This window comes from Faecalibacterium taiwanense, assembly GCF_036632915.2.
Classification (GTDB): domain Bacteria; phylum Bacillota; class Clostridia; order Oscillospirales; family Ruminococcaceae; genus Faecalibacterium; species Faecalibacterium taiwanense.
This window is the reverse complement of the sequence record NZ_CP155552.1, coordinates 602,415-622,465: the sequence shown is the minus strand read 5'-3', so window position 1 is coordinate 622,465 and position 20,051 is coordinate 602,415. Positions and strand designations below refer to the sequence as shown.

Here is a 20,051-nt window from a genome sequence, read left to right as displayed (position 1 = left end):
CTCTTATTGATTCTTATCTTATATAGTATTGTTTTTTCAATCCTCTGCCTGATAGGTCAGCTTGCCGCCCTTGATGGTGGCGCACACCTTGCCGTACAACTCAGCGCCGTCGAACGGGGTGTTGTGAGATTTGGAGTGCAACTTGTCCTTGTCCACGGTGTAGGGGGTATCCAGATCCACCAGCACCATGTCGGCATCGTAGCCCGGCTCCAGCTGGCCCTTGGCAAGGCCCAGAATTTCTGCCGGGCGGGTGCTCATCAGGTGCACCAGCACTTCCAGCGGCAGGCCTTCCTGCTTGCAGAGCTTGGTGTAGCAGACACCGAAAGCGGTCTCGCTGCCCACCATACCGGCCATGCCCTTGAGCTTGTCCTCTTCGGAGTGGGGCGCGTGGTCGGTTGCAATGGCATCCACAATGCCGGTGCGGATGCCGTCCACCAGCGCCTGCACATCGTCGGCGGTGCGGATGGGCGGGTTCACACGGTAATCGCAGGTATCATTGGTGAACCACAGGTGGTGCGGGGTCACCTCGCAGGTGACGGGTGCCCCCCGCAGCTTTGCCATCTGGATGGCATCCAGCGCACCGCGGGTGGACACGTGGCACATGTGCAGCTTGGTCTGGTAGTATTCGCTCAGCCAGCAGTTGCGCACCGTCTCGATGTCCTCAGCCAGACGGTAGTCCCACGGGCTGATCTCCATATCCTCGGCATGGCTCATCACGGTGATATCCTTCTGGGTGCAGATGGCGAAAGCCTTTGCCATGGTGGCATTGTCCTGCACGCCGTGGCCATCCTCGGTGATGAACTTCACACCGGCAGGCAGGGTCTTGAGGTGGTCGATGCTCACACCGTCAAAGTTCTCGGTGATGGAGACGGTCTGGTTCACATCGCACAGGCCCACCTCGGCGGCTTTCTGCTCCACCATCATGGCCTGTGCCGCAGAAGAGCAGACCGGCTTTGTGTTGGGCATCAGGTTCACGAAGGTGTAACCGCCGGCGGCTGCGGCGCGGCTGCCGGTCTCGATGTTCTCCTTGTACTCAAAGCCCGGGGTGCGCCAGTGGCAGTGCAGGTCCACAAAAGCGGGCAGCACGGTCAGCCCTCCGGCATCAATGACCGTTTCGTTCTCCCCGGCCAGTGCCTCCAGCTCCTGACCTACAGCAGCGATCCTGCCGTCCTTTACAAAAATCTCAAGCGGTCTTCCTTCGGTGTTCACAGCATTTACAAGCAGCATCGCAGTTCCCTCCTGATTTGCGTTTGTCTGGTTCGGCTTTCCGGCTTACGGGCAAAAAAAAACTTTTCCCCGCAAAGGGAAAAGCTCATTCCACAAAAAAAGGAAACAACGAACCCACGGCAAAACCGGATGCGAACTGCTTGTTCAGTTTGGTGCACATCGCGCTTTTCTGCATGGTGCTGTCTCCTTTTATAAGTCTGGAATCTTTTCATAATATTTTAGCATAGAAGCGCGAAATGTGTCAATGCTTCCGCATATATTTTGTTGCAAAAAGGTTTGCCGCTTCCCTCCCGGAATTTTAGCTACTCTACCCAAAAGCAGTTTTTCCCCGCCAGATTCAGGGTTAGTCATGTCAATTCCTAGCATATTGCTGTACATTCCCGTCCGGGTGTGCTATTATAATATGGTCAAAAGAGTCAGAGGCTGTTTTCATGGCAGAGGCGTGATTTTTATTCAGAGCAGCTTCATCGGAATCAGGAAAGAGAGGGTTTTCCCATGGGTTTGTTGGAGGACGCGCGGAACATCCAGCGCAAGGACCCCGCTGCACGCAACGTGCTGGAGGTCATTTTGCTGTATCCGGGCTTTCACATTCTGGTGTATCACCGCATTGCGCACTGGCTATACCAGCACAAGCGGTTCTTTCTGGCCCGGTGGGTCAGCCAGCATGGCCGCCGCCGCACCGGCATCGAGATCCACCCCGGTGCCACCATCGGCAGATGCCTGTTCATTGATCACGGCATGGGCATCGTGTTCGGTGAGACCTGTGAGATCGGGGACAACTGCACCATCTACCACGGTGTCACTCTGGGCGGCACCGGCAAGGACACCGGCAAGCGCCACCCCACTCTGGGCAACAACGTGCTGATCGGTGCAGGCACCAAGGTCCTTGGCCCGGTGTATATCGGGGACAACTCCCGCATCGGCGCAGGCAGCGTGGTGCTGCGCAATCTGCCCGCCAACTGCACCGCTGTGGGCGTGCCCGCCGAGGTGGTGCGCATCAACAACAAGGCCGTGAACCCGGCGGACGATCTGGATCAGCAGGATCTGCCGGATATCGTAGCCCAGCGCCTGACCGATCTGGACCGCCGTCTCGGCGCGCTGGAAAACGCTGCGCAGGGCGACACCCCGCCCACGGCAGCGCAGATCGCCGCACGACAGAAGTCGTAACGATTCAGAATGCCCTCCGCTTGCGCTCTGGGCATCTTCAGCGGAAGAATATTTTTATAATAGAGCAACAGCGGACAGCCTGCGGGCTGTCCGCTGTTGCATTTTCACGGAAAGGGCCCAAAAGGGAAACTTGATCTGTCTGTGCTTGTTTCCTGCGGAAACAGCCGCACAGCCGGGAAACAGGCAGAAGGGCATTCATGCTCAAATGTAATCTGCCACGACTGTTCCTGTTGCTTTCTCAAAGATATGGATCGGACCGAGGTGACCTTTTTCTGTTCCGAACCGATAATCAAACTTTTCAAATTCCTTGAAGATCTCGGACCGGTACCCTTCGCACATCGAAAATGGTCGATGGAATTTTCCATCTGTTCCATGCCACCCACCGCCGTACGCCTGCATCACCATTAGGCACTGCACTAAATGGTCGCAACACCATCTTTCCCAAATGGGATCAATGCACAATTCATCATCCATCCATGAAAGGGGTGTAAGCGAATCAACATCCAGATTTGGATCGCCGCCATGCTCTAAAAGAAGCCGCATGGTTCGCGCCGCCACGTCTGGGCCATCGGTAAATCGCAGAACCGCCATTATATTTTCGGCTTCCGTTGTATGTTCGTCCACAACCGTATTGGGATTCATTTCATGGTCCAGCAAAAACAAGATCGTATCATACAGGTAGTCTCGGTGCACCTTGCCCGGCGTTACTCTGGGGCAATTTTCATTCAGCATATCCCTGTATTCCCCAAACGTATTATCCGCCAGCTCCACCGCAAGCCACATCAGTTCCTGCTCCGTAGGCTGCTGCTCTGCAAAAAGAGTTTCCGCTGTTTTAAAATCCGGCGGGATACAGGAAAGCACATCGCACATTTTCTTTACGCTCTCAGATACTTTCATTCCATTTTCTCCTTTCTGCGGGATGCAAAAAGGGGGATATCTCACACTGCGAGATATCCCCCTTTTTTTCTCTTTCAGCAGCGCTCCCCGGCGCAGAGAGCTTTCACCTTCTGCACCGCAGCGGCCACCAGATCACTGATGGGCTGCTCCGGCACACCCACGATATAGTTTTCGCAGTGGTTCACCGGGATGAGCACCCGCATCGCATGGCTCTGGCACACGGCTGTGGCCATGGCGGGCGTGATCTCGCCCAGCAGTGCATCCGCAACGACGATGCCGATGGGCCCCACGATGATATCCGCGCTGCGGCAGTTCACCACCACGGCGTTCTCGCCGGTGGCGGCACGCGGGGCACCGGCCTTGCGCATGGCGTTTGCCGCCAGACTGTTGGTGCCCACCGCAGTGAGCCGGGCCACCGGACACTGCGTGCTCAGGGCTGCCACCAGCTGTTTGCCAAGGCCCCCGCCCTGCCCATCGATGACGAGCACATTCATCGGCTGCATCAGAAGTCGATCTCCTCAAGGCGCAGCAGCGCGATGATATAGATCTTCACGGCTTCCAGCAGCTTGTCGATGGGTGCCGCTTCGTTTGCACCGTGCATCGGGCCGCCGAATTCCGGCAGCGGCAGGTCCACATGCTCGGGGCCGAAGCTGACAGCATAGGGGAAGTGGCGGGCATAGGTGCCGCCGCCCATGGTGAAGGGCTTGGCGTTCTCGCCGGTCACTTCGTTGTAGGTGTTGATGCAGGCCAGAATGGCAGGGCTGTCTGCTTCAATATAGAAGGGCTCGGCAGCGGTCACATCACGCAGCTCAGCGCCATCGCCCAGTGCGGCACGGATCTGCTCGGTCATCTTTTTGCCGTTGGTGCAGGTGGGGAAGCGGCTGTCCATGGTCTGGAAAATGCGGCCATCTTCCATGTAGATGCGGCCGCCGATCACAGTCAGCGGGCCAAAGGGGCCGTCGGCGCAGTTGATGCCCAGACCCTCACCGGCAGTAGAAGCGTGCAGCTTGCGCACAGCCTCCAGATAGGTGCGCTCGGTCTCATTGCACAGGCCGTTGTCCAGCAGGTAGTTCACCACCAGACCAATGGCGTTCACAGTGCCCTGCGGCATGGCTGCGTGGCCGGACTTGCCCCAGCCGCGGATGCGCACGCCGTCGCCTTCCGGCTCCAGCGTGATGTTGGGGGCATTCTTCAGCTTGGAGATGTCGGTCCTGACCAGCGCGCTTGCACGGTCGGGCACGGCGTTGTTTGCCACGCCGCCCTCGATCTCCACGATGACGCCGTTGCACACCGGGCTGACGATCTTGGCGCCGAACAGGCCCTTCTCGCCGTTGCACACCGGGAACTCGGCATCCGGGGTAAAGCAGAAAGCGGGAGCCGGGTAGTTCTTGAGGTAGTAGTCCACATCCTGCATGTGGGTCTCCTCGTTGGTGCCTGCCAGTGCGCGGATGGGGTAGCGCAGCTCATAGCCCTGCTCCTTGAGGAACTTCAGGGCATACAGGGTAGCCACCATGGGGCCTTTGTCGTCGGCAACGCCGCGGCCCAGCAGCCAGCCGTCCTGAATGCGCATGGTGAAGGGGTCGGCCGTCCAGCCGTTGCCCACGGGCACCACGTCCACATGGCAGATGGTCGCCAGATACTTTTCAGGGTCCTTGCCGGCCAGCTCTGCATAGCCGATGTAGTTTTCGCAGTTGCGGGTGGCAAAGCCCATGCCCGCAGCCAGCTCCAGCGTCTTGTCCAGCGCTGCACGGGGGCCTGCGCCGAAGGGTGCGCCCTCTTCCGGGGTGCCCTCTACGCTGTTGACTGCCACCAGAGCGGCGATATCCTTCAGCAGCTGTTCCTTGTTTTGCGCAATATATGCGTCGATTTTCTGATTCAGTGCCTGATCCATGATCTTATCGTTCCTTTCTGTCCGGCAGCTTTTCGCCGCCGGTTTCAAAACACTTTTTTATTTTAGCATACTCGGCGGCAAAATGCCATTGTCAATTGTTGTTCTTTGCCGGAACGCAGTCTTTTTTCTCAGCCCACCGAGAACAGGGTGCTCAGCGCACCCAGCAGGCCCGCGCTGGCCAGACCCATGATGATGCCCGCCAGCAGCACGCCGCCCATGCAGGCCTTGACCACGTCCTTGAACTTCATATCCAGGATCGAGCCCGCCAGCGTCCCGGTCCACGCGCCGGTGCCCGGCAGCGGGATACCCACGAACAGCAGCAGCGCCACCACAAGGCCGCGGCCCGCCTTGGCTTCCAGTGCGCGGCCGCCTTTCTCGCCCTTGACGATGCAGAACTTGCAGATTGGCCCGATAAGGGGCTTGTGGTAGCCCCAGATCAGGAATTTGCGTGCAAACAGATAGATGAACGGCACCGGGATCATGTTGCCCACCACGCACACCAGATAGGTGGGCAGGATGGGCAGGCCCATGCCAAGCCCGATGGGGATGGCTCCGCGCAGTTCAATGAGCGGCACCATGGAAACAAAAAATACCAGCAGATAGCTTTTGAGCATAGAGTCTCCTTTTTCCTGCTCTTTCCGGGAGAGCAGGCATTTTTTTACAGGTTACAGGTCAATGTCCAGCTCCACCGGGCAGTGGTCTGAGCCGAAGATCTCGTTGTGGATCTCCGCCGCGCGGATCTTATCGGCAATGCGGCGGGACACGATGAAGTAATCGATGCGCCAGCCCGCATTCTTCTCGCGGGCGTGGAAGCGGTAGCTCCACCAGCTGTACTTCACCTCATCCGGGTGCAGCACGCGGAAGCTGTCGGCAAAGCCTGCGTCCAGCAGTTCGGTCATTTTGCCGCGCTCCTGATCGGTAAAGCCTGCGCTCATGTGGTTGGTCTTGTCGTTCTTGATGTCGATCTCTCTATGGGCAACATTCAGATCGCCGCACAGGATCACCGGCTTTTTTGCGTCCAGTGCCAGCAGGTAGGCACGGAAGGCATCCTCCCACTCCATGCGGTAGTCCAGACGCTTCAGCCCATCCTGACTGTTGGGGGTATAGCAGTTCACCAGCCAGAACCCCGGGTATTCCAGCGTGAGCACACGGCCCTCGTGGTCGTGCTGCTCAATGCCGATGCCGGCGGTCACGGTCAGCGGCTGCTCACGGCACCAGCAGGCCGTGCCGGAGTAGCCCTTCTTCTCGGCAGAATAGGTATACTCGGTGTAGCCATCCGGCGCAAAATCCGCCTGACCGGGCTGCATCTTGGTCTCCTGCACCGAAAAGATATCGGCATCCAGAGCCGCAAAGCTCTCGGCAAAGCCATGGGTCAGGCAGGCGCGCAGGCCGTTGACGTTCCAGCTGATCAGTTTCATAAGTATACTCCTCTTTATGTTATGCCTGATATTTGGTTTTCCATACACCGCTGCGGAAGCGGAGCACAAAGCATGTCACGCGGCAAACCCAGTCAATGATCATTGCGATCCACACGCCCACAGCGCCCCAGCCCATGCGCACGCACAGCAGGTAGCTGAAGCCCAGCCGCCACACCGCCATGCTCAGGATGGACACGATCATGGTGAACTTCACATCGTTGGCTGCACGCAGGGCGTTGGGCAGCACGAAGGACAGGGTCCACAGCAGGATGGCAAAGCCTGCATGGATACGTACCAGCAGCTCAGAAAGCACCATCGTCTCACCGGACAGCGCGTAGATGCCGATGAGCTTGTGCAAAAACAGCAGGATGGCACCGTTGGAAAGCCCCATTGCGATGTAAGACCACACCGTCAGCTTGCGGGTATAATAAACAGCCTGCTCGTCGTCCCGCGCACCGATGCAGCGGCCCACCACCGTGATCATGGCAAGGCTGAGGGCCTTGCCGGGGATCACGCCCATGCCGTCCAGATTGTTTGCCACGGCGTTTGCTGCGATCTGCACTGTGCCGAAGGTGGAGATCATGCTCACCACCAGAATGCGTCCGGCCTCGAACAGGCTGTTCTCAAAGGCGGACGGGATGCCGATGCCCAGAATGCGCTTTGTCATCTTTGCATCCAGCCGGGTGGTCTTGGGCACCGTGATGGCATTGCCCTTCTGGTAGCACTTGCGCAGGATAAGGGCCGCTGCCACCACACGAGACAGCACGCTGGGCCATGCAACACCGTCTACGCCCATTTTAAATCCGAAGATGCACACTGCGTTGCCCACAATGTTGATCACGTTCATCAAAAAGCTGATCTGCATGGAGATCTTGGAGTTGCCCATGCTGCGGAACAGTGCCGCACCGCCGTTATACAGTGCCAGAAACGGATAACTGATGGCGATGATGCGCAGGTACAGCACGCTGGCATCCAGCACATCGGCCTCGATGGCACCGTAGAACAGCCGGATCATGGGCCGGGCCAGAACAAAGCAGAATGCACCCACCAGCAACCCGAACACACCGCTGAGCAAAAGCAGCTGGCCAGAGCTTGCATCGGCCTCCTTCTGCTCCCGCGCACCCAAAAACTGGCTTACCACCACTGCGCCGCCAGTGGCCAGCGCCGCAAACAGCACGATGATGAGGTTGTTGATCATGTCCACAAGGCTGACACCGGAAATGGCCGCTTCGCCGCAGCGGGACACCATCATGGTATCGGCCATACCCACGGTCACTTCCAGCAGCTGCTCCACCAGCAGCGGGCCGGTCAGCAGCAGCAGTTCCTTTTGTGTGAACAGCGGCTTCCGCCCTCCGAAGAGCGGCTTTTTTGTTCCGCTCACCGCCTGATTTTCCATTGATATGCTCCTTTCCCCGTGCCGGGCCATCCCGCTCGGACACATACGCCCACCCTTCGCAGGGCAGACTTCCCATTGAATGTATTCATCTTAGCACACGGACCGGTTCTTGTAAAGAACTGTCGCATTCTGCGTCTTTTTTGCCGCCGTTCTGGGCCGCACCGGCTCATTTTTATGCTTGTTCGTCAGTTTGCCGGGAACTTCTCGTTGAATTTGTGCGTTTCTCCAAAAATGCGATTTTTCGCACGTTTATTGGTGAAAAATCGAAAAAAGGGCTTGTAATTCTTCCAAAAAAGTGGTATGTTGTATCCAACAAAGGCATTACGTTGGATACATGAGCTTCTACGAGCGGTTCTTCGCTCAGCACAAAGCCTTTGTTCTTAAAATTGCTATTTTCTTCATTTACCTTCTTATCATTTACCCTGCCTGCCCCGCAAGGGGCAAGAAAAGCGATGACTCAACCTGCACGAGTCACCGCTTTTTCTTTTTGTCTGTGCTATCGCAGGCCTAACCATTTAAATGCCCTCCGTTTCACTCTGGGCATTTTTAGCGGAAAATTATTTTTTATTGCAAATAAGCCAGCCCTGCGGAGCTGGCTTGTTTGCTTTTTCACAGAAAAAGTTGCTTCTTGTGCAGAGAGCAGTCGCGTGGGACAGGCTTCATAGCTTTTATAAAAATCATCGCCGCCGGGGACGCTCCGCTGGGCCAGAGGCAGGGAGGGGTGTTTCGAGTCCCCCCTCCCTGCCTCTGGACTCCACCCACCCCGCAACGAGAAAGGGGCTGCTCGCCCCTTTCAGACCCCAAAGCTGTTGGGCTCCATACAAAAAATCCAAGTCGCTTCGCTAAAGGATTTTTTGTGTTCCGCCGATTTAAAGTCGCTTACGCGACAAGCCGTGCGGGCAAGCTTTCGCTTTATCCGCTGCGCGACAGCCGCAGGCTGACAGCAGCAAGATGCCGTCAGCCGTTACGGCTCTTACCGTGAAAAAGCAAATCAGGAAAATCCGCAGATTTTCCTGATTTGCAAATATAAAAATATTTTTCCGCTGATGATGGCGCAGCGCACGCGGAGCCATTTTAAATCTTCAGCCCTTCACAAGTTCCGCAAACGCCTTCCGCACATCGCCAGAGAAATACAGCGTGCCCAGTGCGCACACCGGGCCTTCGCCGCCCAGCTCCACCGCCCGGGCCACGCCCGCTTCAATGGAAGCTGCCGCTTCCGCCCTGCAGCCATAGGCCCGGATGTGTTCTGCCAGGGTTTCGGCAGGCATGGAGCGCGGCGTGTGCGCCGCCACCGTGACGAACCGCACCGCCAGCGGTGCCAGCAGGCTGAGCATCTGGTCCACATCCTTGTCTGCCATGATGCTGACCAGAAAAACGAACTTCTGCCCGGGGAAGCGGTCTCTCAGGCTCTGCACCGTGGCACGCATTCCGTGGGCGTTGTGGCTGCCGTCCAGCAGAAACGCGGGCGCGTGCCGCAGCAGCTCGAACCGGCCCGGCCAGCTGACCGTTTCAAGACCAGTACGGATGGCGCTTTCCGGAATGTTCCAGCCATGGGCACGCATCACCCGCAGAGCCGTGATAGCCAGCGCCGCATTTCGCGGCTGGTAGCTGCCGATCAGGGGCAGGTGCACATCCGTCAGGCCGTCAAAGTCGAACTCCACCGCGTCAAGGCTGCCGCCCTCGTACTTCAGCCTGCTGAAATCCACCTCAGTCAGCTCGGCATGCTTTTCAGCACAGACGCGGCGGATAACAATATCTGCCTCCGGCACGCCGCCGTAGCTCACCACCGGGCACTCTTCCTTGATGATCCCCGCCTTGGCGGCGGCAATGTCCGCAAGAGTGGGGCCAAGCTCCTTCACATGATCCATACCCAGTGCCGTGATGACTGCGCACTCCGGGGCATCAATGACGTTGGTGGAATCCAGCGTGCCGCCAAGGCCCACCTCCAGCACCACGATCTCACATTTCTGCTGGGCAAAATAGAGCATCCCAAGCGCCGTGATGATCTCAAACTCGGTGGGCACATCTTCCATGGCATCGGCGGCGGGCTTTACCTGCTCCACTAGTTTCACCAGCTCTTCATCCGGGATCTGCACGCCGTTGATCTGGATGCGCTCGTTGAAGCGGTTGATGAAGGGCGAGGTGTACAGGCCCACCCGATAGCCCGCGGCCTGCAGGCAGGACGCCATCATGGAGGCGGTGCTGCCCTTGCCGTTGGTGCCTGCAACATGCACGAATCTGAGCTGTTTGTGCGGGTCGCCCAGTGCGGCCAGCAGGGTGCGGGTGCGCGTCAGGCCGGGCTTGTGGCCGGCCCACTGGACCGCATGGATGTATTCCATTGCCTGTTCGTAATTCATTGTAATGCCTCTTTTTACTTTTTCACCATCTTCATCAGGGTACGGTTCTCCAGCAGGATGCGCAGCAGCACAGTGTTCACCGCAGCCAGGATCAGTGCATTGGGGATGCGCACTGCCAGCGTTGCCCACGGGTAGCCGTAGAAGATGCGCAGTGCCAGCGAGGTGATGACCATGGAACCCACAAAGTGTCCCAGCAGCACGCTGATCTGCAGCCGCAGGCCGGTGCGCAGCCCGGGCAGCTTCTGCCATGCAAGCCCCGCCACCAGACCAATGGCACCCGCGCCCAGCGTGATGAGCGGGTTGATGGCGTAGCCTGCCAGCACGCCGCCGATCATATCGGCCACGGCGCCCACGGCAAAGCCGGCACCGGGGCCGAACAGCAGCGCTGCCAGCAGCACCGGCAGGCTGCCCAGATTGAACCGCACAAAGCCGGTGGAGATGCTCAGCACCCAGCTGAACACGATGCTCATTGCCACCAGCAAGGCCAGCATGGTGAGCGTACGGACGGAATTTTTCGAGTTGTTCATATCAACTGTCCTCCTTGCAAAAGGAATACCGGGCGGGCGGTCTGCACAAACAAAAACGCCCTCCCTGTGACAAACCGCACAAAGGAGGGCGTGAATCCAACAACTTTCACTTCCGGGCGGGACGCAAGCCGTCTCGCCTGCACCCAAGTCCATGCAGCAGCGGGATGCAGACCATGCACCGCGGGTACGCCTTCGTCCACAGCACAACTCCCCGTTGATGCGGCACTTAACGCACATGGTCTTACTCTGTTGATGGTTTTATTATAGTCCTTTTGCCGCAGCCATGCAACCGCCTGCACAGACAACTTTGCCAAACCGCATCGTCAAATTTTAGCAGTTGTGCATAGCATCTGCCGGGTTTTGGCCTGTGTCCCCTTTTCATTTGCCGCATAACGTGGTAAGATGGGTTTAACCTTAAATATGGAGTCTTCTCCCGGAAAGGAATGTTTCCCAATGAAATTCAACGAAATGACCTATACCCGCCCGGACATCGGTGCCCTGCTGGCCCGGTGCAAAGAGCTGGCCGCAAAGGCCGCTGCCGCACCGGACGGCGATGCTCTTGTCCGGCTCTACTACGAGCAGAGCGAAGCCTTTGCGGAGTACAACACCGCCGCGAACCTTGCCAACATCCACTACACCTGCGACACCCGCGATGAATACTGGAAGGCTGAGCAGGACTTCTTTGATGCCAACGGCCCCGCCGTGACCAACGCCAGCGTAGAGATCAGCCGCGCTTTCCTTGCGAATCCGCATGTGGATGCCCTGACCGAAAAATTCGGCACCACCTGTGTGGCCGGTATGAAGAATGCCGTTCTGGGCATGGATGACCGCACCGTGGAGCTGCAGCAGCAGTTCAATGCTCTGGTGAGCCGCTACCAGCAGATCTACGGCGGCGCACTGGTGGAGCTGGACGGCAAACAGCTCACCATCCCGCAGCTGGGCCCTTACAAGGAGGATCTGGACCCTGCCGTGCGCCGCGCCGCCTACGAGGCCGAGGCCGGTTATTTTGACGCCCACCGTGCCGAGCTGGACGAGCTGTACGGCGAGATCGTGAAGAACCTGAATGCACAGGCCCGGGTAATGGGCTATCACGACTACAGTGAGCTCTCCTACGTCCGCATGAACCGCATCGGCTACGGCCCGGAGGAGATCCGGAAATTCCGCGATCAGGTGGCAAACGATGTGGTGCCCCAGCTGCAAAAGGTGATGGCCCTGCGTGCAAAGCGCACCGGCATTGCCCGCCCCACCTTCACCGATCTGCCCATCATGTTCAAGGACGGCAATCCCAAGCCCATTCCCGGCTACAAAGCCCGTATGGATGCCGCCCGCACCATGTACCATGAGCTTAGCCCGGAAACCGCCGAGTTCATCGACTTTATGCAGGACAACGAGCTGTTCGATGTGGAGAGCCGCCCCGGCAAGATGTCCGGCGGCTACATGACCAGCCTGCCCAGCTACAAGGCCCCCTTCATTTTTGCCAACTGGAACAACACCTCCGGCGATGTGGACGTGCTGACCCACGAGTGCGGCCACGCCTTTGAGGGCTATGTGGCCGAGCGTGATCCCGAAGTGCCCGCCGATCTGGAATGTCCCGGCATGGAGAGCGCCGAGATCCACTCCATGGCCATGGAGTTCCTGACCGCACCGTGGCATCATCTGCTGTTTGGCAAGGACACCGACAAATACGCCCTGCTGCACGCCGAGGACAGTTTTGTGTTCCTTGCTTACGGATGCGAAGTGGACGAGTTCCAGCACATCATGTACCAGAACCCGGATCTGACCCCCGATGAACGCAATGCCGAGTGGCTCAAGCTGGAAAAGAAGTACCGCCCGTGGATCGATTTTGCCGGTCTTCCCTTCTATGGCCGCGGTGCAGGCTGGCAGCGTCAGCTGCACATTTATGAGTGCCCCTTCTACTATATCGACTACTGCCTGTCCACCATGGCCGCACTGCAGTTCTTCCTGCTGAGCCTGACCGACCACAAGGACGCATGGCAGCGCTATCTGCGCCTTGTGCGCCGTGCAGGCATGGCCAGCTACACCGAGCTGCTGGAAACTGCCGGGCTGAAGATCCCCTTTGAGGATGGCAGCATCAAAGGCATCGCCCAGCAGATGACCGACTGGCTGGAGACCCATCAGGTATAAGAAGCCGTTTTCATCCGCACTGCACACCATCTGAACGGTCGTTTTGATGCATCTGAGGGGCGATTCATGCCGTTTTGCTGTCAGGAGCCGTAAAATCTGGTATGCTCTGGACAGAGAAAAAGCGTTTCTGTGAAGCGAAAGGAGATCCTTATGAAACTGACCGGACTGTTCAAGCGCGGTGCCGCCTGCCTGTGCACCGCCGCCATCCTGATGGGCGGCGTCTCCGCCTTTGCCCTGAGCCCTGCCGCCGTGGATACTGCCACACCGGCAGAGATTTCTGTGACCAATGCGGTGTCGGAGGCACAGCTGCGCTCTGCCCTGTCCAAGTTCACTGTCACCTATGACAGCGAGGCCGAGGGCTGGCAGATCGATTCTCCCTACGAGGATGCCAGCATGGAAAAGGCCTCCTGCGGCCTGTACCCCTACCTGTTCGTTACCAACGATGATCCCACCGTTTATCTCAGTCTGGGCATGACCTACTTCGGCAATAAAAAGCTGGACATGAAATCTGTTCGGGTAGAGACCGAGGATAACTACTACGACTTCACCTGTGATGAAGAGTTCATCGGCGGCTACGACAACGACCTCAAGGCATGGTTCGACTATGAGCTGTTCGATATGGACGACAGCACCAGCTGGCTGAACGAGTGGCTTGCCGCCAAGAGCGTCACCGCCACCTTTACCGGCAAAGACGGCTCCACCAAGACCTACACCCTGACCAAGGACAACCTGCAGGCCATCCGCGACATCCTGAATGCCTACGACACCCTGCTCGGTTCCGATGTTTCCACTGCCCGCGTTGTGCTGCGCGGCCTTGTAAAGTAAACATTATCTGCTTACAGCAAAAGCCCCCGGAACGTTTCACACCGTTCCGGGGGCTTTCTATTGCCTTATTCAGTTTAGGCAGAACTTCTTACAGGTTGAAGTAGCGCTTTGCGTTGTCGAAGCAGATGCCCTTGACGATCTTCTCCAGAGCCTTCTCGTCGTTGGGATACTCGCCATCCTCGACCCACTGGCCGATGATGTTGCACAGGATGCGGCGGAAGTAGTCGTGACGGGTGTAGCTCAGGAAGCTGCGGCTGTCGGTCAGCATGCCAACGAAGTTGCCCAGCAGGCCCAGGCTTGCCAGACGGGTCATCTGCTCTTCCATGCCGATCTTGTGGTCATTGAACCACCATGCGGAGCCGTGCTGGATCTTGCCCGGCACCTCGCTGTTCTGGAAGCAGCCCAGAATGGTGCCGATCTGTGCGTCGTCGGCGGGGTTCAGGCTGTAGATGATGGTCTTGGGGCACTCGTCGGTGTCGTTCAGGGCGCTCAGCAGGCTTGCGATCTCGCCGCCGCAGGTAGCGGTGTTGATCATATCATAGCCGGTGTCGGGTCCCAGCAGAGCGTTCATCTTGCGGTTCACGCCGCGCAGGCAGTTGTAGTGGATCTGCATGGCGATGCCCAGACGGTGATACTGCTTGCCCAGATGGATCAGGATGTAGGTCTGGTACTTCTCAGCCTCTTCCACGGTGCAGGTTTCGCCCTTCATCACCTTCTGGTAAATGGCGTTGACCTCTTCCTTGGTGGCCTCACGGTAGGGAATGTAATCCAGACCGTGGTCAGAAGCGCGGCAGCCCATCTCGGCAAAGAACTCGATGCGCTTGGTCAGAGCGTCGGTGACGCAGTCGATGCAGGCCAGCTTTTCCTTGCCCACAACAGCGGCCAGCTTGCCCATGTACTCGGCAAAGCCGGGCTTGTTGATGTTGATTGCCTTATCGGGGCGGAAGGAAGGAGCCACGGTGAACTTGATGGTGGAGTCTTCCTTGATCTTCTTGTGCCAGTACAGATCATCGATGGGATCATCGGTGGTGCCGATGAAGGCAACGTTGGACTGCTCGATCAGGCCGCGGACAGTCAGCTTGGGATCGTGCTGCAGCTTGTCGTTGCACAGGTTCCACACTTCCTCAGCGGTGTCGCCGTTCAGCACGCCGTCGTAGCCAAAGAACACATGCAGCTCGAGGTTGGTCCAGTGGTACATCGGGTTGCCGATGGCCATGGGCAGAGCCTCTGCAAACTTCTGGAAGCGCTCGCGGTCGGGCTTATCACCGGTGATGTACTCCTCGGGCACACCGTTGGAACGCATCACGCGCCACTTGTAGTGGTCGCCAAAGTAGCTGCCGTCCGGGTTGCGGCCGCCCAGCCACACCTGAGCGATGTTCTCAAAGCGGCGGTTCTCGTAGATCTCACGGGGAGGGATGTGGCAGTGGTAGTCGCAGATAGGCATATCCGCAGCGTAGTCGTGGTACAGATGCTGAGCAGTGGGAGACTGGAGCATGAATTCCTTATCCATAAATGCTTTCATGGGTCGATAACTCCTTTTCTCTGATGGTTTTTGTTAAAAATCCGTCAAACCTTGTGTACAACGGGACGCCCGCCTGCACGGGCAGGTTTGTCTTACCTTTAGTATAACGGAAAACACGCATGTATACAACTGAAAAAGTGACAAATTTTCTAGCACACAATTGTGCTTTTCGCTGGAAATGCCCCAAATCGTCACCTTACGGCTAAAAATATTGCACAAAGCTCTTGACTTATTTGTATACAACAGCATAAAATAGGGTAAGGAGCAGAGGGCAGACAAAGAGGCTCTCTGATAAGCAAAGCAAGTTTATAAAGGAGATCAACAAGATGGAAACTTTGAACTACAAGGTTCTGGAAGGCACCGGCTACAACGGCTACATCCTGAAGGATGCACCCGTCAAGGTCATGCAGTTTGGCGAGGGCAACTTCCTGCGTGCTTTCGTGGATTACTTCTATGACATCGCAAACGAGAAGGCCGGCTACAACGGCAAGGTCAAGCTGGTGCAGCCCATCAGCAACTTTCCCCAGATGGCAGACTGGATCAACGAGCAGGAGGGCCTGTACACCCTGTACCTGCGCGGCAGCGAGAAGGGCCAGAAGGTCGATGCAAAGCGCGTGATCTCCTGCGTGTCCGACTGTGTGTGCCCCTACATCGACGGCAAGTGGGACGAAGTGCTGGAACTGGCACGTTCTGCCGATCTGGAGACCATCGTTTCCAACACCACTGAGGCCGGCATCGCCTACACGCAGGGCGACAGCCAGTTCGATCAGGTTCCTCCCAACAGCTTCCCCGCAAAGCTGACCCGCGTGCTGTTCGAGCGCTACAAGGCATTCAACGGCGCTGCTGACAAGGGTCTGGCCATCCTGTCCTGCGAGTTGATCGACAACAACGGCAAGGAGCTGCAGAAGTGCTGCAACAACTACGCCAAGGATTGGAATCTGGAGCCTGCCTTCATCGACTGGATGAACAACGCAAACACCTTCTGCTCCACTCTGGTGGACCGCATCGTTCCGGGCCGCATCCGCGATCCCAAGGAACTGGCTGCCATGGAAGAGGCCAACGGCTACCATGATGCCGCTCTGGACGTGGGCGAAGTGTTCGGCGTGTGGGTCATCGAAGGCCCCGCTGAGCTGGAGGACAAGCTGCCGTTCAAGAAGGCCGGCGTGAACGTCATGGTCGTGCCCGATGTTACCCCCTACAAGAAGCGCAAGGTCCGCATCCTGAACGGTGCACACACCGGCTTCGTTCTGGGCGCATATCTGGCCGGCTTCGACATTGTGCGTGACTGCATGCACAACGACACCATCCGCGGCTTCATGAACAAGATGCTGCACGAGGAGATCATCCCCACCCTGCCGCTGGACAAGAAGGATCTGGAAGAGTTTGCTTCCGCTGTTGAGGACCGCTTCAACAACCCCTTCGTTAACCACGAGCTGATGAGCATCTCCCTGAACTCCACCTCCAAGTGGAAGGCCCGCAACATGCCTTCCTTCCTGGCTTACATCGAGGAGCAGAAGCAGCTGCCCAAGTGCCTGACCATGTCTCTGGCAGCCTACATTGCCTTCTATTCCAGCGACATTCAGGAGCGTACCGCTGACGGCCTGATCTGCAAGCGTCCTGCCGGCAACACCTACAAGATCCAGGATGACGCATGGGCACTGGACTTCTACTATGCACACAAGGACGACACCGCTGCTCAGCTGGTGAACGCCGTGCTGACCAACACCCAGATGTGGGATCAGGATCTGACCAAGATCGAGGGTCTGGAGGCCGCTGTTCTGGCTGATCTGGAAATGATCCGCACTCAGGGTGCCGAGGCTGCTTACAAGAGCTGCCTGTAAGCCTGATCGTTTAAAAGAAACATTGCTTTGAGGTGTGAACCCTCTCAGTCCGCTTCGCGTCCAGCTCCCCCGAGGGGGGAGCTTTTGCGGAAACGTGGAAACGTAAAGTTTTCATCGCAAAGACCTCGCCCTTCGGGAGAGGTGGCATCGCATGGCGATGACGGAGAGGGTTCATTCCCTTTTGTGCGATACGATAAGGAGAACAACTATGCCGCAGGCAATTCATATCAGCCCCATCGACAACGTGGTCGTTGCCCTGCACCCCATTGCCAAGGGCACGCTGGTGGAAGTGGACGGTCTTTCTGTGACTGCTCTGGAGGACATTCCGCAGGGCCACAAGATGGCCGTGAAGCCCATCAAGAACGGTGAGAACGTGATCAAGTACGGCTTCCCCATCGGCCACGCCACCGCAGATGCCGCTCCCGGCAGCTGGATGCACACCCACAACGTGCACACCAACCTGTCCGGTGAGGTAGAGTACAGCTACAACCCCGCCCCGGATCTGGCTCCCCTGCCCAAGGTCGAGCCGGAGACCTTTATGGGCTTCCGCCGCAAGGACGGCCGTGCCGCCATCCGCAATGAGATCTGGATCATCCCCACCGTGGGCTGCGTCAACGACATCGCCAAGAAGATCGTTGCCGACAATCAGGATCTGGTCACCGGCTCCATCGAGGGCCTGTACACCTTCACCCATCCCTTCGGCTGCAGCCAGACCGGCCACGACCATGCACAGACCCGCAAGCTGCTGGCTGCGCTGGTGCGCCACCCCAATGCTGCCGCCGTTCTGGTGCTGCATCTGGGCTGCGAGAACCTGCAGCACGATCAGTTCGTGGAAGAGCTGGGCGAGTACGACCACGACCGTGTGAAGTTCCTCACCTGTCAGGAGGTGGACGACGAGTTCACCGCTGCCCGCGATATCCTCAAGGAGCTGGCTGCCTATGCCGGGCAGTTCAAGCGTGAGCCTATCCCCGTGTCCGATCTGGTGGTGGGCATGAAGTGCGGCGGCTCGGACGGCCTGTCCGGCATCACCGCCAATCCCACCATCGGCCGCTTCTCCGACATGATGGGCCAGCGCGGCGGTTCCACCGTGCTGACCGAGGTGCCCGAGATGTTCGGTGCTGAGGGCTTCCTGATGGATCGCTGCATCAACCATGACGTCTTTGTCAAGGCTGAGCACATGATCAACGGCTTCAAGGATTACTTCATCAGCCACAACGAGGTGGTCTACGATAACCCCTCTCCGGGCAACAAGCAGGGCGGCATCACCACGCTGGAAGACAAGAGCTGCGGCTGCGTCCAGAAGGGCGGCACTGCCCCCATCATGGACGTGATCGGCTACGGTGATCCCGTTGTCACCAAGGGCCTGAACATGCTGTACGGCCCCGGCAACGATCTGGTTTCTGCCACGGCCATGACCGCCGCAGGCGCACACCTGATCCTGTTCTCCACCGGCCGCGGCACTCCGTTCTCGGCCCCGGCTCCCACCCTGAAGATCTCCACCAACACCCCGCTGGCCCAGAAGAAATCCGGCTGGATCGACTTCAACACCGGCGTGATCGCCGATGGCGAAAAGACCATCGACGAGGCTGCAAAGGATCTGCTGGATCTGGTCATCCGCGTTGCAAGCGGTGAGCAGACCAAGGCCGAGAAGCACGGCTTCCGCGAGATCTCCATCTTCAAGGACGGCGTCGTTCTGTAATCGTTTCGAGGCTGCTGTATGGCACTTTGGCTGTACGGCAGCCTCTTTGTGCATGAAAACGGAAGGGAAGTGTTTTTATGGCTATGACCACTCGCATGATGATCTATGCGTTTCTGCTTTACGGCGGCATTTTTGCCGCTATCGTGGCCGTTATTGCAAGGGTCATAAAATATCTCATTCGCTATGGCATTGATTATTATTTTGAAAAACTGGCACAGAACCAGAAACATAAGGAGGACTGAACTATGAATCAGATCACCACCCGTTATGTCACCGAAAACGGTGCCTGCTATGAGCAGTACGTTATCACCGATGCTGAGGCAAAGACCGAGCTGGTCATCACCCCGGAGCGCGGCGGCATGATCACCGGCTTCTCCCTGAACGGCGAGGAGTACATCTGGACCCGCCACCACAATTTTTCCGAGTGCAACCGCCCCCGCTTCGGCGTGCCGGTGCTGTTCCCCAACTGCGGCCTGCCGGATAACGGCGTGCACATCTTTGACGGCAAGGCATACCCCATGGAGAACCACGGCTTTGCCGACCTGTGCGCATGGGATGTGGAAAGCGTCGGCCCGGACGGCGTGACCCTGATTTTGGAGTCCACCCCGCTGACCAAGTTCCTCTATCCCTTCGATTTCACCGTGCTGATGAACTATAACCTCGAGGGCAACACTGCCGCCATCAACATGACCGTGATCAACGAGGGCGACACCAACATGCCCTTCAGCTTCGGCTTCCACCCCTACTTCAAGGCTTCCAAGCTGGAGAATGTGGACTTCGATATCAAGTGCGCCACCTGTTCCGAGAGCGCCAAGGGCGAGCAGCCCGCTGCCCCGGAAAAGATCACCCTCACCCGCAAGGAAGGTGCTGACAACAGCGTGCGCCTGCTGACCGGCGTGCAGTTCCCCATGACCCTCACCGACAGCGGCAGCGGCCACAAGGTGACTGTGGATGCCGACGACAGCTTCGACCACGCCGTGCTGTGGCAGCAGGATGCCGAGAGCTTTGTGTGCATGGAGCCGTGGAATGGTTGGGCCAACAGCGTCAATGAGGAAGGCAAGCACGAAGTGCTGGAGCCGGACGAGGCCATGACCGCTGATTGGAGCATCACCATCGAGAAGATCTAAGCTTCATATCGT

17 protein-coding genes and 1 riboswitch are annotated in these 20,051 nt (G+C 57.9%); of the genes, 7 read left to right on the top strand and 10 right to left on the bottom strand.

Features of this window, described 5'->3' with window-relative positions; translation table 11 throughout:
* Positions 1-36: 36 nt before the first annotated feature.
* On the bottom strand, positions 37-1,227 hold the full coding sequence (locus PXT33_RS02905) for a dihydroorotase (protein WP_332375917.1): 1,191 nt from the start codon (positions 1,225-1,227) through the stop codon (positions 37-39).
* A 495-nt stretch (positions 1,228-1,722) separates the two neighbouring features.
* Here PXT33_RS02905 and epsC point away from each other — a divergent pair, with 495 nt between their 5' ends.
* Positions 1,723-2,394, top strand: a complete 672-nt coding sequence (gene epsC, locus PXT33_RS02900) for a serine O-acetyltransferase EpsC (RefSeq protein WP_005944190.1) — start codon at positions 1,723-1,725, stop codon at positions 2,392-2,394.
* 201 nt (positions 2,395-2,595) lie between these two features.
* On the opposite strand, the gene PXT33_RS02895 is transcribed toward epsC, so the two are convergent.
* From PXT33_RS02895 to PXT33_RS02860, 8 genes are all read right to left on the bottom strand, one after another.
* The gene (locus tag PXT33_RS02895) at positions 2,596-3,291 is read right to left on the bottom strand and encodes a hypothetical protein (RefSeq protein WP_332375916.1); all 696 of its coding nucleotides are present in this window, start codon (positions 3,289-3,291) and stop codon (positions 2,596-2,598) included.
* 74 nt (positions 3,292-3,365) lie between these two features.
* A complete protein-coding gene (locus tag PXT33_RS02890; protein ID WP_332376665.1) occupies positions 3,366-3,785 on the bottom strand; it encodes a DUF3842 family protein in 420 nt (139 codons plus the stop codon).
* An 8-nt stretch (positions 3,786-3,793) separates the two neighbouring features.
* Entirely contained in the window at positions 3,794-5,182 is a 1,389-nt protein-coding gene (locus PXT33_RS02885; RefSeq protein WP_332375915.1) for a Sapep family Mn(2+)-dependent dipeptidase, read from the bottom strand.
* 128 nt (positions 5,183-5,310) lie between these two features.
* Complete coding sequence (locus tag PXT33_RS02880) at positions 5,311-5,796, bottom strand: small multi-drug export protein (protein WP_005944184.1); 486 nt, start codon at positions 5,794-5,796, stop codon at positions 5,311-5,313.
* A gap of 51 nt (positions 5,797-5,847) precedes the next feature.
* Positions 5,848-6,600, bottom strand: coding sequence for an exodeoxyribonuclease III (locus PXT33_RS02875; protein WP_097781367.1), 753 nt, complete (start codon positions 6,598-6,600; stop codon positions 5,848-5,850).
* Positions 6,601-6,619: 19 nt separating this feature from the next.
* On the bottom strand, positions 6,620-7,996 hold the full coding sequence (locus tag PXT33_RS02870; protein ID WP_294648833.1) for an MATE family efflux transporter: 1,377 nt from the start codon (positions 7,994-7,996) through the stop codon (positions 6,620-6,622).
* A gap of 1,082 nt (positions 7,997-9,078) precedes the next feature.
* Positions 9,079-10,353 (bottom strand): folylpolyglutamate synthase/dihydrofolate synthase family protein, encoded by a 1,275-nt coding sequence (locus PXT33_RS02865; RefSeq protein WP_332375914.1) that lies wholly within the window; start codon positions 10,351-10,353, stop codon positions 9,079-9,081.
* Positions 10,354-10,367: 14 nt separating this feature from the next.
* The gene (locus tag PXT33_RS02860) at positions 10,368-10,880 is read right to left on the bottom strand and encodes a folate family ECF transporter S component (RefSeq protein WP_097774352.1); all 513 of its coding nucleotides are present in this window, start codon (positions 10,878-10,880) and stop codon (positions 10,368-10,370) included.
* Positions 10,881-11,035: 155 nt separating this feature from the next.
* Positions 11,036-11,131: riboswitch (THF riboswitch) on the bottom strand.
* A 202-nt stretch (positions 11,132-11,333) separates the two neighbouring features.
* On the opposite strand from PXT33_RS02860, the gene PXT33_RS02855 reads away from it, so the two are divergent.
* Together PXT33_RS02855 and PXT33_RS02850 are read left to right on the top strand one after the other, a co-directional pair.
* On the top strand, positions 11,334-13,025 hold the full coding sequence (locus tag PXT33_RS02855; protein ID WP_332375913.1) for a M3 family oligoendopeptidase: 1,692 nt from the start codon (positions 11,334-11,336) through the stop codon (positions 13,023-13,025).
* A 150-nt stretch (positions 13,026-13,175) separates the two neighbouring features.
* On the top strand, positions 13,176-13,850 hold the full coding sequence (locus PXT33_RS02850) for a hypothetical protein (protein WP_332375912.1): 675 nt from the start codon (positions 13,176-13,178) through the stop codon (positions 13,848-13,850).
* A gap of 88 nt (positions 13,851-13,938) precedes the next feature.
* Here PXT33_RS02850 and uxaC read toward each other — a convergent pair whose 3' ends face one another.
* Entirely contained in the window at positions 13,939-15,372 is a 1,434-nt protein-coding gene (gene uxaC / locus PXT33_RS02845; RefSeq protein WP_332375911.1) for a glucuronate isomerase, read from the bottom strand.
* 326 nt (positions 15,373-15,698) lie between these two features.
* Between uxaC and PXT33_RS02840 the strand changes: the two genes are divergently transcribed.
* From PXT33_RS02840 to PXT33_RS02825, 4 genes are all read left to right on the top strand, one after another.
* Complete coding sequence (locus tag PXT33_RS02840; RefSeq protein ID WP_005944147.1) at positions 15,699-17,213, top strand: tagaturonate reductase; 1,515 nt, start codon at positions 15,699-15,701, stop codon at positions 17,211-17,213.
* A gap of 208 nt (positions 17,214-17,421) precedes the next feature.
* Positions 17,422-18,912: a UxaA family hydrolase gene (locus PXT33_RS02835; RefSeq protein ID WP_005944146.1), complete on the top strand. Its 1,491-nt coding sequence runs from the start codon at positions 17,422-17,424 to the stop codon at positions 18,910-18,912.
* Positions 18,913-18,989: 77 nt separating this feature from the next.
* Entirely contained in the window at positions 18,990-19,154 is a 165-nt protein-coding gene (locus tag PXT33_RS02830) for a hypothetical protein (RefSeq protein WP_005944144.1), read from the top strand.
* 3 nt (positions 19,155-19,157) lie between these two features.
* Entirely contained in the window at positions 19,158-20,039 is an 882-nt protein-coding gene (locus PXT33_RS02825) for an aldose epimerase (RefSeq protein ID WP_332375910.1), read from the top strand.
* Positions 20,040-20,051 lie beyond the last annotated feature (12 nt).

What these genes read in the sequence shown, in the direction of transcription:
- PXT33_RS02885 (WP_332375915.1), bottom strand. Translation starts at nt 5,182, where the DNA reads ATGGATCAGGCACTGAATCAGAAAATCGACGCATATATTGCGCAAAAC.
- PXT33_RS02855 (WP_332375913.1), top strand. Translation starts at nt 11,334, where the DNA reads ATGAAATTCAACGAAATGACCTATACCCGCCCGGACATCGGTGCCCTG.
- PXT33_RS02865 (WP_332375914.1), bottom strand. Translation starts at nt 10,353, where the DNA reads ATGAATTACGAACAGGCAATGGAATACATCCATGCGGTCCAGTGGGCC.
- epsC (WP_005944190.1), top strand. Translation starts at nt 1,723, where the DNA reads ATGGGTTTGTTGGAGGACGCGCGGAACATCCAGCGCAAGGACCCCGCT.
- PXT33_RS02825 (WP_332375910.1), top strand. Translation starts at nt 19,158, where the DNA reads ATGAATCAGATCACCACCCGTTATGTCACCGAAAACGGTGCCTGCTAT.
- PXT33_RS02895 (WP_332375916.1), bottom strand. Translation starts at nt 3,291, where the DNA reads ATGAAAGTATCTGAGAGCGTAAAGAAAATGTGCGATGTGCTTTCCTGT.
- PXT33_RS02890 (WP_332376665.1), bottom strand. Translation starts at nt 3,785, where the DNA reads ATGAATGTGCTCGTCATCGATGGGCAGGGCGGGGGCCTTGGCAAACAG.
- PXT33_RS02860 (WP_097774352.1), bottom strand. Translation starts at nt 10,880, where the DNA reads ATGAACAACTCGAAAAATTCCGTCCGTACGCTCACCATGCTGGCCTTG.
- PXT33_RS02840 (WP_005944147.1), top strand. Translation starts at nt 15,699, where the DNA reads ATGGAAACTTTGAACTACAAGGTTCTGGAAGGCACCGGCTACAACGGC.
- PXT33_RS02870 (WP_294648833.1), bottom strand. Translation starts at nt 7,996, where the DNA reads ATGGAAAATCAGGCGGTGAGCGGAACAAAAAAGCCGCTCTTCGGAGGG.
- PXT33_RS02830 (WP_005944144.1), top strand. Translation starts at nt 18,990, where the DNA reads ATGGCTATGACCACTCGCATGATGATCTATGCGTTTCTGCTTTACGGC.
- PXT33_RS02905 (WP_332375917.1), bottom strand. Translation starts at nt 1,227, where the DNA reads ATGCTGCTTGTAAATGCTGTGAACACCGAAGGAAGACCGCTTGAGATT.
- PXT33_RS02835 (WP_005944146.1), top strand. Translation starts at nt 17,422, where the DNA reads ATGCCGCAGGCAATTCATATCAGCCCCATCGACAACGTGGTCGTTGCC.
- PXT33_RS02850 (WP_332375912.1), top strand. Translation starts at nt 13,176, where the DNA reads ATGAAACTGACCGGACTGTTCAAGCGCGGTGCCGCCTGCCTGTGCACC.
- PXT33_RS02875 (WP_097781367.1), bottom strand. Translation starts at nt 6,600, where the DNA reads ATGAAACTGATCAGCTGGAACGTCAACGGCCTGCGCGCCTGCCTGACC.
- PXT33_RS02880 (WP_005944184.1), bottom strand. Translation starts at nt 5,796, where the DNA reads ATGCTCAAAAGCTATCTGCTGGTATTTTTTGTTTCCATGGTGCCGCTC.
- uxaC (WP_332375911.1), bottom strand. Translation starts at nt 15,372, where the DNA reads ATGAAAGCATTTATGGATAAGGAATTCATGCTCCAGTCTCCCACTGCT.